Consider the following 14,201-nt stretch of genomic DNA (forward strand, 5'->3'; position numbering starts at 1 on the left):
GGTGTGGCTAGGGTCTGGGGTTTGGTGTCATGTGTGGTGCCTGGTTGGGGGGTTGGTGGGGGTTGGGTGGGGGGTGTGGGCCCCTGTCGGGGCCTGTGGGGGTGGGAGGGGGTGTGTTCGGGTGTCCGGGGGGGTGGGGTGGGGGGTGTTCGCGGGTGGGGATGGGGTGTTTTTCCTGAGGGGGTTTCAGCGCCCTGTCGGGCGCCGCGTCCGGGGTGGGCGCCCTCACGAGCGCACGGTATTACGGGACGGACACGGAGGGCGAATTCCGGGGCGGCCTGACGGCCGGTTTCCAGGACTCTGAAATTCGGCGCGTTCCATCGGTTGGTGATCCGCTCCGGCGTGTTACGTGTGCGCCGAGAGCGGATTCACAAGGTTTCTCTATCTGGCGGTTAGTCAGATACTGCGTGCGCGAAATGTGACCGCTCGGAAAACGAATAGGGAACCGTCCCGGAAAAGAAGAAGAGGCCCTTCCGGGCCTCCCTGATTCGGCTATCACTCCGTCAAAATGGCTCACCAGCAACCCACTTCGAGCCCGGTTCACCCCCAGGTGGCGCACAGCTTCCGCGCGTACGCGTCCCCGGCCGGCTCCCCGAGCTCACGCAGTCGCCTCCGGGCGCAGCCAGCGGGCCTTGTGGGGAGCAGCCTTCCGGCCGCTCCCCACAGGAGCTCCGTCAGAGGTCCATGAGGCTCGCCAGCAGAGCGAGCACCTTGTCCTTGCTCAACGGCACCGTCTCCCCCTCCTCATCGGCCCCACCGGTCAACAGGACGGGACCGTGGTATGCCTGGTAGGTCCGGCCGAAGCGCCGCGCAAGCGCCGTCGCCACCAGGTTCACCGGCTGGGTGTACAGACCCTCATCGTCCAGCCACATATCCAGCCGATCGGTCAACGCCACCACATCCACACTCCGGCAACGGATCACCGCGTACATCACCGTCAACCGGTCCCCACTGCCGACGGGCAGATCGACGGGGACGACATCGGCCTCAGGGGTGATCAGCAGGGCAGACGGCGTGATCGTCATAGCGACTCCATCTCTCGCAGATGTGGGCTTTCGGTACCGGCCGGGCGCCACCCCCGACCAACAAGACAACTATAACCTGTACTCATCACCTCGTCTACTCCGCCACTCAGTCGCTGCTGCCTTCCACGGCCCATGGTTCAGCAGCGCCCGCCCGCCCCGTGCCGCTCTCCAGCGGCTGGTTCCGGGCGGGCGGGTGCCTGAGGGCGGATCAACCCTTGGCCGCCAAGCGGGCTGCCATGTCCTCGGCGCTCATACGGCCCGTAATGGCGTCGTACGGGAGACGGTCGTCCCAGGAGTACGCCCGGGTGCTGCGGTTGATGACCGGCTGAATGTCCGGGCCGCCGGGAACGGTGACGGAGGCACCGTTGACCCGGAGCGCCTCGTACCAGCGGCCGCGCGAGCGGGCATAGTCGCCCTTGGTGAAGTCGGCGCGGGACCAGAGCTTGAACCCGTCGGCTTCCGCCTCGGTGATGATCTCCCGCCAATGGTTGATCTCGTCGACAGTCTCGGCGTGGCGGCGGGTGAGTTCGGCGACGTTCTCCGGCTTGGTGATGTCCCGCGAGGAGCCGAAGGCGGATTCCCCAGCGAGCAGCTTTTCCAGTCCCCGGAGGGAGGCCTCAAGCTCCTTCAGGCGGCGCAGGGTGCGGGCCGGGCCCTTGCGGTGCTGCTCGTAGCGGGCGGCAGCATCGGCGCGGCCGGCCCAGCGCTCGGCACGGTTGCCCTCGTCGATGCCCTGGAGCTGGCTCGCCCCGATCCGGACAAGGTCCCGGCGATGCCGGCCCTCGGAGTAGTGGCCAACCAGGACCGGCTGCCCGAAAAGAATGGCGGAACCAATACGGCAGGCCTCGGCGAACGCCGCCGTGGAAACGCCGGCGACCCGGTCGGCACGAGCGCTGAACCGCTCGGCCCGGTCAGCGGCGCGCTCCTCCCGCTCGGCCTCGGCTTCGACGAAACTACGGGCGACGTCCTCGCGCACAGTCACATGCACGGCGTGCCCCGCCTCACGGAGGGCCTCGGCCACCGCGCCGAGGGTGAAACAGTCGGCGGCCCGGTCACGGGAGTGCGGGAGATACCAGCAACCGAGCTTGCGGGACCAGCGGAAACGACGGCCCCTGAGGATCCCCGCGGACCCGTCACCCCGAGCGGTACCTTCGACGACAGTGCCGCCAGTTTCGGTGACCAGGCAGATAGCGGTCTTGCCGTGATACCGAGTGCCTTCGTGATAATGGAGGCCGGGGCTTGGAGGACGAGCTGGCGGATCGCGGAGGCCCTGCCGCGGGACAGCAATCTCGCATCCTGCATCGCAACTACTCATGCCTACAACCGCTGCCCGTCGGCAGTCACCAGGAGGGAAGACACAGCATGCTCCATCCAAACGTCCTCGGGGACTGGCAGGAGTACGACGAAGACTTCACAGGCCTCCGCGTCCGGGTACACAGCTTCAAGAAGGGCGACGTTCCCAAGCGAGGCCGTGACGACGACGCGAAGGGTCTGACGTACTTCAGCTTCCAGGTCACCGTCGAGAACCGCGCCGAGGAGTACTTTGACCTTCGCCTTGACCACGACGAGGTGCAGATACGTGCAGGAAAAGACGGCCACGGCGCCTTCCTCGACAAGTACCGTTCGGCCTGGATCAGGAACTTCCGGCTCTACCCGCTCCGCCGGGCCTCGGCCACCGTCTACGCCGCCGCCCCCGCCAGCCACCTCAAGGCCATCGATATCCAGATCGCCATGCAAGTCGATGATGAAGGCACAGACCCGTACGTGTGGGTCGGCAGCGATGGCATCCCCGAATCCACCGGCCGGACCGCGGTGAAGAAGACCCGCGGCAAGGGCATCGCGGACGAGGTCAGCAAGTTCCTTGAACAGGGAGGAACCGATCTCTGACCTCACAGAACGCCGCGCTGTTTATATGCCCGAGGCCATTGCCGAAGCTGAGAAGAAAGGTCCCTTCCCGGACACGAGGCTCGGGCCGGGATGGGGCGAGTGGGTCAGCTCATGCGGAAAGCGCAGCAGTCGCATGGGAGGACTTGGATGGCCAGGGAGTCTGGCGGGCAGACAGGACAGCATCCGCAGCGGCGATGTGGAAGGCGGCATGTTCCTCGCGGATCCCGTCAGCGGCGTCGGGGTCTGCGCCGTTGACGGCGGCTGACCAGAGGGCCTTGGCCTCGGCAAGGACGTCGTCCGATCCGCCGACCCAACCGAATCCTGACGGCGACCGGCGCCGACACTGGGCAGTGCCCGCTCATCGCCACAGTCCCACTCCCTGGACCTACACACCCGTAGGACTCTTCCTACATGACCGCTGCCCCCACCCAAACCCTCCTACAACCTCACACACCTCCCTGACTAACCAGCCCATCTCCCAGATGGCCATGATCAAATGGCGAATGGTTTTGCGTCCCCGCCTCGATCCTCCGAAGATGAGCACGTGAGCGAAGAAACAAACGGCACGTCACCCGACCCCGATGACGAGACGGCTCCTCTTATGCCTTCGGACGATGAGCAGGAAGTTGCCGGGCCACTCATCTCATTCGGCTTGCCGGACAGCGTGCTGCTCAACTACGAGTCACTGGCAGATGACGCCTCCAAGGGGATCCGGCAGGTGCTTGCGCAGACGGAATCTCACCGCCGCATGCTTGCGAGCGCTCAGCGCCTCCTCCAGCAAGGTGCTCCGGATTTTGAACAGTGGATCCAGCCGATGGTCGACTGGACGCGAGTCCGCCATATGGCTGCCGGGTTCCAGGACATCGTGGACCGGGCCACGCGGTTCCTCCCCGAGAACTGGCAGGACCAGGCCCTCAACTACGAGACGGTGGTGTCCGTCCTTCAGCAGGGCATTCCCCTGGCGTGGGTTCCGCCGGCACCCATCGTCCGCGACCTTCTCCAGGCGACCGACACGCAAGCGATGCTCGAAGCCGTGCAGGCAGGACAGGAGCTGATCGTCGAGTCCTGCAGCTCCGTCATCGAGCTAGTAGAGGACCCTAAGCTCGTACACCAGGCCGCTCTGCTCAAGAAGTGTGTCGACATGGCCAAAGCCGGCCAGGTCGAGGGGGTTCAGGCCTTGGCAGCGAGCGTCGTCGACACGCTCTACCGTGCCCTCTGGCGAGCACAGCCCGAGTTGCAGAATACCAATGGTAAATGGGACGGCTACGGCAACCTGAATAGCCGACTACCCGAGGTCGACACTGACGATTCGACAATTCTTGAGTTCCGCCAGGCTTGTGTTCTCGCACCCCTTAAGGCGGCGTACACGACCTTCAACGAGGGCCCCGTACCGCAAACTTTTAACCGCCACGCTACAGCGCATGCGGCCGGGCGAACTCAATACACGCTGGTCAACGCACTCGTGGTACTCATGCTGGCCGTTAGCCTCCTGCGCGAACTGCAAGACGGTTACCTTCCCCACCAGATCCACGCGTAGCTGCGAGATACGACGTCGCCCCTTGTCCGGCCCGACCGTGCTGTGGCGCAGCATGATCCCCCTCTCCGAGCACCTGGCTGATCACACCCTGGTCGGGCGGGCCTCACCCCACTGCGCCCAGCGGCAGAAAGCAGGGCGTAGCGGGGCCGGCCTCAGGTGAGCTACCGTCAGACCACGCCCACGGGCGTTGCGTCCACGGACACTCGGACCTACGGGTCCTCTCCCTACGAGGAGCTCGCGTGCTCTCACTCACCCCCATCGAACGCGACATGCACCGCCTCCTGCGCTCACTTGCGAAGGCCGGCGACCCAGTCGATCCGCTTTCCGCCTGCATCGGCTACAAGGAATTCGCACAACGAATTGACCCGCATGGTCTGGACCCCTACACGTCGCAGGGCCAGATGCGCGGGCTATACCCGAAGCTCGGCCACATCAGCGTCTATGAGCACCAGCACGGTCGGCCTCTGCTGTCGGCGCTTGTCATTCGCAAGGCAACCGGCCGGCCTGGGAGCGGCTTTGCCGAACTTGCGTCACAGCTCGGCTTCGAAGCCGCCGAGGATGCTGGATTCTGGGAGCATCAGGTGGCTCAGACAGTGCGCTTTTGGTCCGCTGATGACCCAATCATGGTGATGGACTCCGCGATGGATCAGGTACTGAAAGAGCTTGGCTCGATCAAGCGCACCGTACGGCGACTCGCCGCAAAGCCTGTCGAGAAGGGCTGACCGGCGGAAGAATCCGTCCAGGACTGGCTCGGCGGCCCGCGCTGACTCGTGCGGCTCAAACCGGCGCCTCCGTAAGGCCGGGCCCCGGGCGCACCTTGGCGCCCGGGGCGGGACTGACGGACGCGGGTCAGGCGATGTCGAGGATCACCGCGGCGACGCGCATGGTGACCTCGTCCAGGCCGTCCAAGGCGCTGGTGCAGTCGAAGTACTCCAGGAGGAAGGTCGGCTCGGTGCGGTCGTTCGCGTGAACGTACAGGTCCCCCTCGTGATCCACGGCAACGAGGAAGTGGGCGCCGTCCGGGGCGGTGATCTCGCCGGTCACGCCCCAGTAGCCGGACTCGGCGTGCCAGTCGTCGCCAAGGACCTTGACCGCTTGGCGTGCGATGTCCGAGATGGAGAACGGGTACTCGCTGCCGGGTGCGGGGTCGTACCGATACGTAGTCGCAATGGTCATCTGGGATCCTCTCGATCGCGTCTTCGGTCCCCGGTCGACTGCCACCGCCGACCAGTTAAACAACTATACCACATACGTATAACTATCAGCGGGGGTGACTTCCCCCCTCACCTGGCGAAAGCGGTAGGAGCGCGCGCAACACGGCACTGAGTCCGTCTCGCAAAAAGGGTCGGTATGCTGCCAGATGGCAAGGCGCGTACTGCCTCCCGCCGTCGGCTCCCACGCGGCCGGCGATCCCGGGTGAAGGTCTCACAGGCCCGCGTATCTCGTAGATCATCGAGCGCATCGAGCAACCGGGCGGGCATGGCGTGGGCGACGTCCGCCGGAATCCGAGATGACGATGCCAAAGAAGCAGACCCGCGCCACGCAACTCGCTCGGCAGATCCAGGCCGTGACCGGCCTGCCGTACACCACCTGCCTGAAGATGTGCGAGCCCACCGAGGACAGCTGGGGCCGGCTCGCCCGCGCGCTACAGGCGGAGGGCCTGACCGAGACCGCAGACTGCCTCCTGGCCGCCGATGCCGTGACCACCGAGGCCGGCACCTGGCTCGACGCCGGCAACGAGGTCGAGCAGCTCTTCGACGGCACCGATCACGCCAGGGTGAAGCGGACGTACGCCGCATGCGAGGAAGCCGCCGGAGCGGCCCTGAGCCGGGCTGGGTTCGAAACGTACTCGGACACACCCGACGCCGAGGCGTACCACGCGGCGTTCCTCGCCTTGTCGAAGGCCGGGGCGCTTCTCGACGGCCGGGCCCTTGCCCGGGCCGCCCTGGACATCTTCGTCGACGACCCGATGTGGTGCTCGGACGTCATCCGCACTCGAGGCCGGGCCCCGTTCTCGTACGACACCGCCGTCGGCCTCACTGGCCCCGAGACATCGGTCGCCGTGGCCGCCAGAAGGGCCGCCTGTGCGATGGCCCGAGCGGCGGCGGTCCGGTTCAGCGGGGACGAGGAATGGTACGAGGCGGCCGGGATCATGGTCGAGGCGATCTGGCACGCGAGCGAGGCCGCCGGGCTGCCGCCACTGGAGGGGTATCCCAACTGCCGGGATCACCTCGAGCACTTCATGGACGGCGTGATCCCGAACCGGTGACAGACCGGCCCCTCGTGGTGGGACGCGACTAGAAGAGGGCGTCCTGGTCGGGCTCGTCCCGGGGCAGGTCGGGGACGTCCTCGCCGCGCCATTTCGCCTCGAGGTGCTTGCGCCAGCCCGGCGGCGGGGGAGATGGGATTCCCCACTCCGCGAGCTGCTTCCTCGTCCACCCGCCCTTCTCGGTCATCGCGGCGGTCACTTCTTCAGGGGAGGGCACATAGCTCGGCACATGCTCATCATGCCCGGCCTCGGCCCACGCAAGGACGTCTTCGAGCTCCCCGGGTTGTCGGTGCGCCGTGGCACGATCGGGGGACAAGCCAGCGACGGGGGCACAGGGGGTCACGATGAGCACGTTCGAGTGGCCGCAGGTGGCGAGCGGCGAGGACTCTGCGGCTCTGAAGCGGTGGCTGGCCGGACACGGGTGGGAGGTCGCCCCCACCGTCGTCATGGTCGGCGCCCGAGGCCCAGCGGTTCAGGTGCGCCGGATCGGCGGGCCTGGCAGGGCGGGGAGCCCGGCCTCCTGATCCTGCCAGGCGACGTTGTCGAGTACGCCGGCAAGCGAGTACGTGTGGCCACAGCCCCCCAGGGCGGAGCGACCGGGTGAGGTCAGCCGTCCGCGGCCTGGACCCTGGCCCGGGAAGGGGCGGGTGGTGCTGGGAGCGCACCGTGGCCAGCGTGGGCGGGAAGGCCGATCGGCTGGAGACCGGGCTGCGGCCACTTGAAGAGCCTGGCCATCTTGGAGGAGGTGCCGGGGTCGTACGGCACCTGGTAGAACACACGGCCGTCGGCCCAGTCTTGCCTAGACGGAACGGTCCCGCGGCGCCACTTCCCGCCGACATGCACGCGCATCATGGGCCGCGCGTATGTCGGCCAGGTTTTCACCTGCGGCTCGACGCCGTCCTCCGGGTGCCAAGAGCGTGCATCAGTCGCGTCTTTGTACTCCCACATCTTCACCGTACGCTGCGGGTGCGCTTCTGCTGCTTCTGGGCCTTCCCGCTCTTGTCCAGGTACACCTTGCTCTGGCGCCGGAACTTGAACAGGGCGTTGAAGTACTCCTGTACTTCCGCTCTACGCAGATCGCGCGCGCTGGCGGCGGGCTCGTGCGCCGCTTCGCGCTCGAACAGCTCCTTGCCACCAAGCAGCCGGTGGGCCGAGACCACGACCCGGTGCGCCGTCTTGGCGATCTCGGGCGGCCCCTCCAGGTCCACGCCGTCATAGGCGGCGATCACCTCCTGTAGAAGCGCCGGGGCCTTCTCGCTCACCCACTTGCCGTCGAAGTCGTCGAGCACCGGTGCCAGGTATTCGGCCCAGGTGATCGTCTCCTCGAGGACCAGGCCGTCTTCGTCCGCCTCGGGCTCCGGGCCGTTCAGCGTGGACTCGGTGAAGGCCGCCTCCGCGCGGCTGTGCTCCAGGAAGATGGGCTCGGTGACCGACACGAAGGCGCGCGCGGCAGTACCGAAGGCCGTGTACGCCTGCCGACGGCGGTCGTAGAACCACTGCTTCTCCTGCGCGTGTTCCTGGCCCTTGCGTTGGAGCGCCGCGGCGTACACTGCGGCGACGGCTGCGAGAAGCCCGACTATGAGAGCGATCATGCTTTCGTCCATGCCAGGAGTCTGTCTTTGGCGTGGCTGTGACCGTGGGCAAACGGCAGAACTCGGTACCGGAGCGCGCCGACGGTAGGACGGCCGGGCTGAGCGTAAATTCGGATGCATGAGTGATGTCCCCCCAGGCGCCTGGACCCCGAAACGACGGATTCGACCGCGGCCGCGATCATCCTGCGGCGTGCCGGGGCAGGTCGGGCCGTGCCCGCGTTGTCAGGGACTCACCGTGCGGTACGGGCCGCAGCGCGGCTGATCTGCCTGGCGTGCAGCGCCCAGGGGGCTCGGGCGACGTAGCTGGGGAGCGGGCTGTCAGTCGCCCCGGTTGAGGCGCAGGCGGGTGAAGCGGCGCGGTTGGTCCCCTCGCTCGAGGTTCTTGAGGTTTCGGCGCAGCTTCCACTTCCCAAACAGGGCGGGAGCCTTGATCAGGGTCCGGACGACGTCGGAGTCCGGTCCCGAGCGCGGCAGAGTTGGATGGATCCGGGGCGTGCCGGGGGCGATGACCATGAGGCTGTTCACGGTCGCCGTCGCCCGGAAGCGGTCCAGGGAGTCCTTCTGCTCGGCGGTGAGGCTGTCGCGCTCGCCCCAGGGGAGGAAGGCGTCGAAGTCGCCTTCCGGGCCCAGGCGACCCACGGCGCCGGCGCCGCCGGGGTTGTGGCCGGCCTGGGAGACTCCGCAGGCCCAGCTGGAGTAGTGCCCCAGGTTCCCGGCGTAGTACGTCTCGTAGTACTCCATGCGGCGCGCGCCCGCCCACGAGGCGATCTCCTCGGGGGTCCAGTCGGTACCCGCTCCGATGTCTCGCAAACGGGTGCGGCCGAGGGTGACGTGGACGGCGGTGCCGTTGCTGCCCCACTCGGCGCCGATCCGGATCTTCGGCTTGAAGCCCTTGGTGCGGGTGGTGATCGAGTAGGCGCAGACCTTGAGGTCGTTGCTCCACGTCACGAGGTAGCCGTCCTCGCCGAGTTTCCACACCCGCTCCGTGAGTAGGAACTCTTCCTCGTAGTCGCGCAGGTCGACCTGTGCCTTGGACTCGAACGCGGGCTCGCCGAAGAGGGACTCGACGTAGGCCGGCCGGACACTGGGGCCAAGGAGCCGGAAGTTCTTCGTCCAGGTCCGGCGGCGCCCGGGGCCGTTCGTCCACCATTCGGAGACGCCCTTGAGGATCGCCATCGCGCCCACCACCCCACTGATGATCTTGCCTATGTCGCCCAGCGGGCCGAGCCAGTCGTTCCCCAGGAGCCAGTTCACGCAGGCAGTCTGAATCTTCGGCGGAGCGGCGAACGCGGCCGGGGCGGGATCGTTATGTGCGCCTCGGCCGCGCGCTCACAGTGAAGGCGGTACCGCGGCGGCTGTCGGACTGGTACGGCTGCGGGCCAGGTCGGTGCAGCGGATGCCGCCTCCGGGGTGCCATTCCATGACCGGTTCGGCAGATGCGCCGTGTTCCTGGCACCAGTTGACCGGGACGATGCCGCCACAGTCGTACCGCTTGCATACGCAGGCCTCCCCTGGGGCCGCGTACGCCAGCCCGTGGCGAACCACTCCGCCCGTCTGCCCGTCCGAGGCGGCACCCCGAAGGCCGGCCGGCCATGCCAGCGTCATCCGCAGGCCGCCGGATCCCGACCTGAACCGGTCGATCACCCGTACCTCGCCCGGTACGGCCAGCGGAATCGCTCCCGGCACGGTCAGCCGGCGCAGCGACGCCCCATACTCTCCGGCCGCGAGCTCGGCCAGCGTGTCGGCGTCGTCGTCGGTGGACCAGCCCGACAGCCGGTCTTCCTCCTCGGCATCGTCCGCCAGGGCCAGGAGCGGGCCGTCGAGACGAATCCTGGTCGTGCCTTCGGGGCCGTCCAGGAGGAGCATGGCCGGCGGCACCTCCGAAGGGATCTCGATCTTGTCGTGGTCGAGGAGCCAGGCGGCCATCGCGCGACGGTCGAACTCCGGATGCGTGTCCGTACCGCCGACCGGGTCCGGGAAGTCTGCCTGCTTCCGGCGCCAGTTCACCACCGCGGCCCGGCCCACTCCGGCGATCCTTCCGATCTCCGCCAGCAGCACCACATCCTGCCCCGGGATGACCGGGGTGAGTCCCGCGAGCGGTGAGCGGCGGCCCGCAGCCACGGTGCGCACCGCTTCCCAGTCCACTCCGGGGCGCAGCACCGGGAGCAGCGCGATGTCGATGGCCGAGTACAGGGGGACCGTGGTCAAGCCGCCGTGGGACTTGTAGTCGATCGTCACGGAGTCCACTGGGGAGATCCAGCCGAGCCTAATGATCTGGTCGTAGTCGGCCCTGCGTACGCCGAGTCGGATTGCGGCCTGGTCCGGGCCCAGGGGGACGTGGCGGTCGAGCAGCGCCGGCAGGTCACGGCGGCGTGCGAGGGCTGCCACCTGGTCCGGGTGGACGTCGGGGCACACCGTGTCTCCTCCGAGCCAGACCAGTAGGCCGGCCTTCACCAGGTGACCGACCGCCGCGGCGGTGACCCGTGGCCGGTACCGCGGCAGCGGCATGCCCAGGGCCTCGGTCAGTCGGTCCGCCGCCGTTCCTGCGCCGATCGGCCCGTGCAGCGCGGCACGGACTCCTTCGGCGTCCACTGCGTCGACTGTGGACCGCGACCACTGCCCCGGCCCGGCATCCGCTGGTGGGACCAGTCCGGACCCTGCTGCCCAGCGCCAGGCGGCCACCGAGACTCCGAGCCGTCCGGCCGCCGCCCGCTCGTCGTAGAACTCCCGCGGCTTGCTCATCACGAACTCCTCTCCGGGCCCCCTCTGGAGCCACGTCCGAAAGATCCCGAAAGATCCCCTTTGTTGTCAATAGCCTTTGTCTGACCGGAAGTTGGGGCCGCACCGTCAGATCCCCGCCCGCGTACGCGAGGGCGAAATCACTCCTGCGGGTGAACTGAAGCGGGCCGGGCGCACCAGCGAGCCACGGCTGCGCGCTGTATGTGCTGGGGTGTCAACGCCGTCGGCGCTGAGTCCTCCCGAGGGCCTGCCCGGCGCTTGCGGCCCTGGTCAGCTCGGCCGACGGCTTCCATCGCAGAGCGGCGACTGGATGCCGATCGCTGCCGGGCCAGGCGGAGCCCCCTACCGTCTGCAGCGCCGGCGGTGCGCGAGCGGGGGACATAGGCCCCGGCCCCGGGGCGGGGTGCAGCAAGGCCGCCGGCACCCCGGGCCGGGCACCTTGCCGGTGGCCGGGCAAGCCGCCCGCGGATGGTGAGGCCCTGGTTGAGTCGGGTGGGGCGCGGTCAGGACTGGGGCGTTGTCCCGTCGGTCTCGGTCCAGTTGTCCTAGAGCCATCTCCAGTCGAGCATCCAGGCCATGGGGTACCTCCTGCGGGTGTGCTGTCGGGCCCGGCAGGGTGCCGCTCCCTGCCGGGGAGGTGCGGGGGCGGGGTTGCTGGCCCCGCCCCCGTGAACCGCTGCTCGTTCAGGCGAGGCGGACGTGCATCACCAGGTGCTTGTAGCCCTGGGTGGCCATCTCGGGCCCTTCGGTGAAGAGCACGGGCTTACTAAGCTGCCCGTCCTTCATCTCGCCCAGGTGCAGCGTGATGGTGTCGCTGGTGAACGTGCCGAGCGCGTCCAGCAGGAAGGTCGGGTTGAAGGCGGCGAGGCCGCCACGCAGGCCCTCGTCGGTGCCGTGGGTGATGGTCGTCGGGATGGGCATGCCCTTGGTGCGGGCCGCGTCTTCGGCCGTGTCCATGCGGGGGGCGAGCGTGAGGTTGCCGTCAATGTCCCACGCGAACAGGACGGGCACGCTCCTGAGGCCCTTGGCGTTCAGGACGGCCTGGCACTTCTTCACTGCTCGTTCGGTGGTGGCACGGTCGAGCTGGACCGACGTCTCGCACGTCTTGGGGAACAGCTTCCCGTACTTGGGGAGGCCGCCGTCCAGCGAGCGCATGGTGACGGTGACGGCGCCCAGCGACAGCGTGGCGCGCGGGGTGGGTCGGTGGGCCAGGCGCTCCCCTTCGGCGTGGTCGTCTTCGAGGATGCCGATGCCCATGGGACCGTCGTGGGTTTTCAGCCGCTTGGCCAGGACGGAGAGGGTGACGGCAGGGATGAGCGCGGTCAGCGGCTTCTCCGGCGGCTGCACGGTGGCGGTGACGGGGAGTTCCGCGACGGCGAAGCGGTAGCGGTCCGTGGCCGCCATGGTGAGTGTCTCTCCGTCCAGCGTGATCTGGATGCCGGTGAGCACGGGCAGCGTGTCGTCGCGGCCCGCCGCGGGCAGTACGCGGTTGAGCTGGCCGAGGAAGGTCTGCGCGTCCATGGTAGCCATGGCGGGCACGGCTTCCAGCGGCTGCGTGTACTCGTGGATGTCGTGGGTGGTGACGGGCACCGTGAGGTGTTCGGTGGCCAGCAGGTCTCCGGTGAGCGAGACGCGGGTCCGGGCCGCGACAGTCTTGGGCTCCCCGGCGACCATGGCCGCGAGCGTTTTCTTCAGCTCGGGGAAGTCGAGGAGCGAGGAGCCCTTCGCGTCCGGCGTCGTGGCCGGGACCGTGACCGACACGGCGGTCTCGAAGTCGTAGGCGCTGAAGACGATCCGGTCGTCGCCGCTCTCGATCAGCACACCGCGCTGCGCGGGCGGCTGCGCCTTCGGCGCAATCCCGAATTCAGCGAAATTCAGGGCGTCGATGATTTCCGCGTGATTAGCGGCGAAGTGAGCGGTCGGCTTTACGGGCTGCTTTCCCTCCTTCTTCTCGGTGTTGGAGGTAGCGACCTGCGTCATGGGCGTGGTCATAGCTCTCCCTGGGAGGTGAGATGCGGATTCGGCTTGTTGGCCGACTGCCACCGCCGACCAACAAGACAACTATACCACTCATCATTCACAATCGGGGCTGGTCAGGCCCTGTTTTCGCCTCAATTCGCCCCGGAGACCAGCGTGCGAGCGGCCGGGGCCGCAGGGCGCGCCCGTCTGCCCCGGATCGGCTGACGGTGCCCTGCGACCACACGGCCGGCCCGCGGTAAGGAACCCCGCCAGGTCGACGTGCGGTGACGGTAGGGCAGTGTGGCGCCCGGTCCGACAGCGCGACCCGCCAAAGGCCGCTCACCTGGCCCAACATCCTTGCGGAACGGATTCGGCCGCGATCATGTTGGCCCCGTTCGCCGGACCAATCTGTGTCCGGCTGCAGCATCCCCGAAGGAGTCCCCACCGTGGAACCGATCGCACTGCGCGACGCCATCCTTGCCGCCCTGGAACCCGTCACCGGACTGGAAGGCCGGCCCATCGGAGGCGAGCTGGAGGACGGTTTGGTCTACGGCCTCGTCACCCGCACCGGCGGCGGGGAGGCCTGGTGGCAGATCTTGGTTCGGACCACCCCCGAGTCCCGGCCCCCTGCCCCTGATCTCGATCCGGCACCTGTCCTACCGACCTCCGGCCCGGTCCGTGTTGGCGACATCGAGCTGCTCTTCGCCCACGCCGCCATGACGGCCGGGGCCGTCACCGCCACGCGCTACAGCACCCGCGCGACCCCGCCGGCGCTCAAGTACGGAGTGCACGCCGAGTTCGAGGACGAGACGGCCGCGTTCATCCAGCTGCAGTGGGTGCTCCGGCCCGGCGAGGAGCGCCGTGACCACACCCGAGGCCAGCACCGCGACGAGGTGTGACGAGGGTGATGGCGGGCTCTCGGCCATCAGGCCGGCACCACCTGACACGTTGACGGTGGTGGCCGCAAGGAGTCGACTCGTCGCGTCTGCCTGTCGGTGGCCTCCGCTACAGGGACCGTCCCTGCCCGCAAGGGCCACACCCGTTTTTGCCGGACTGCGTCGTCGACTGGCGGGGACCGTCCCTGCCCGCGAGGACCGCACCGGCTCCATCCGGCCTCGCGCACAGTTCACGCGCGGGACCGTCCCTGCCCGCGAGGGCCGCCCAAGATCTCGGCAAGCCGGGTGGCCGTGCCC

The 14,201-nt window shown here is 68.2% G+C and carries 13 protein-coding genes and 1 CRISPR repeat array (1 of these 14 running past the window's edge); of the genes, 5 read left to right on the forward strand and 8 right to left on the reverse strand.

Features of this window, described 5'->3' with window-relative positions; genetic code table 11:
- Window positions 1–674: 674 nt before the first annotated feature.
- On the reverse strand, window positions 675–1,025 hold the full coding sequence (locus tag SVTN_RS39355; RefSeq protein WP_041134765.1) for a DUF3846 domain-containing protein: 351 nt from the start codon (window positions 1,023–1,025) through the stop codon (window positions 675–677).
- 208 nt (window positions 1,026–1,233) lie between these two features.
- The gene (locus tag SVTN_RS39360) at window positions 1,234–2,046 is read right to left on the reverse strand and encodes a DUF3560 domain-containing protein (RefSeq protein WP_052499799.1); all 813 of its coding nucleotides are present in this window, start codon (window positions 2,044–2,046) and stop codon (window positions 1,234–1,236) included.
- Window positions 2,047–2,387: 341 nt separating this feature from the next.
- Here SVTN_RS39360 and SVTN_RS39365 point away from each other — a divergent pair, with 341 nt between their 5' ends.
- From SVTN_RS39365 to SVTN_RS39375, 3 genes are all read left to right on the forward strand, one after another.
- On the forward strand, window positions 2,388–2,912 hold the full coding sequence (locus SVTN_RS39365; protein WP_041134766.1) for a hypothetical protein: 525 nt from the start codon (window positions 2,388–2,390) through the stop codon (window positions 2,910–2,912).
- Between the two features lie 544 nt (window positions 2,913–3,456).
- Complete coding sequence (locus tag SVTN_RS39370; RefSeq protein ID WP_159026579.1) at window positions 3,457–4,449, forward strand: hypothetical protein; 993 nt, start codon at window positions 3,457–3,459, stop codon at window positions 4,447–4,449.
- 239 nt (window positions 4,450–4,688) lie between these two features.
- Complete coding sequence (locus SVTN_RS39375) at window positions 4,689–5,171, forward strand: hypothetical protein (RefSeq protein WP_041134768.1); 483 nt, start codon at window positions 4,689–4,691, stop codon at window positions 5,169–5,171.
- 127 nt (window positions 5,172–5,298) lie between these two features.
- Here the strand turns inward: SVTN_RS39375 and SVTN_RS39380 are convergent, their stop codons facing one another.
- Window positions 5,299–5,625, reverse strand: coding sequence for a hypothetical protein (locus SVTN_RS39380; RefSeq protein ID WP_041134769.1), 327 nt, complete (start codon window positions 5,623–5,625; stop codon window positions 5,299–5,301).
- A gap of 334 nt (window positions 5,626–5,959) precedes the next feature.
- Here SVTN_RS39380 and SVTN_RS39385 point away from each other — a divergent pair, with 334 nt between their 5' ends.
- Entirely contained in the window at window positions 5,960–6,718 is a 759-nt protein-coding gene (locus SVTN_RS39385) for a hypothetical protein (protein ID WP_041134770.1), read from the forward strand.
- A gap of 28 nt (window positions 6,719–6,746) precedes the next feature.
- Here SVTN_RS39385 and SVTN_RS42905 read toward each other — a convergent pair whose 3' ends face one another.
- From SVTN_RS42905 to SVTN_RS39420, 5 genes are all read right to left on the reverse strand, one after another.
- A complete protein-coding gene (locus tag SVTN_RS42905) occupies window positions 6,747–6,905 on the reverse strand; it encodes a hypothetical protein (protein ID WP_245728042.1) in 159 nt (52 codons plus the stop codon).
- A 763-nt stretch (window positions 6,906–7,668) separates the two neighbouring features.
- Window positions 7,669–8,310, reverse strand: coding sequence for a hypothetical protein (locus tag SVTN_RS39405; RefSeq protein WP_041134774.1), 642 nt, complete (start codon window positions 8,308–8,310; stop codon window positions 7,669–7,671).
- A gap of 318 nt (window positions 8,311–8,628) precedes the next feature.
- Entirely contained in the window at window positions 8,629–9,564 is a 936-nt protein-coding gene (locus SVTN_RS39410) for an ETEC_3214 domain-containing protein (protein ID WP_041134775.1), read from the reverse strand.
- 75 nt (window positions 9,565–9,639) lie between these two features.
- On the reverse strand, window positions 9,640–11,052 hold the full coding sequence (locus tag SVTN_RS41345; protein ID WP_159026580.1) for a hypothetical protein: 1,413 nt from the start codon (window positions 11,050–11,052) through the stop codon (window positions 9,640–9,642).
- 681 nt (window positions 11,053–11,733) lie between these two features.
- Window positions 11,734–13,029 (reverse strand): DNA polymerase III subunit beta, encoded by a 1,296-nt coding sequence (locus tag SVTN_RS39420; RefSeq protein WP_159026581.1) that lies wholly within the window; start codon window positions 13,027–13,029, stop codon window positions 11,734–11,736.
- A gap of 425 nt (window positions 13,030–13,454) precedes the next feature.
- Between SVTN_RS39420 and SVTN_RS39425 the strand changes: the two genes are divergently transcribed.
- A complete protein-coding gene (locus SVTN_RS39425) occupies window positions 13,455–13,907 on the forward strand; it encodes a hypothetical protein (protein ID WP_041134777.1) in 453 nt (150 codons plus the stop codon).
- Between the two features lie 111 nt (window positions 13,908–14,018).
- A CRISPR array of direct repeats spans window positions 14,019–14,201; the repeat unit is 29 nt; unit sequence GGGACCGTCCCTGCCCGCGAGGACCGCAC (it continues 275 nt past the right edge of the window).

Source organism: Streptomyces vietnamensis (assembly GCF_000830005.1).
Classification (GTDB): Bacteria; Actinomycetota; Actinomycetes; order Streptomycetales; family Streptomycetaceae; genus Streptomyces; species Streptomyces vietnamensis.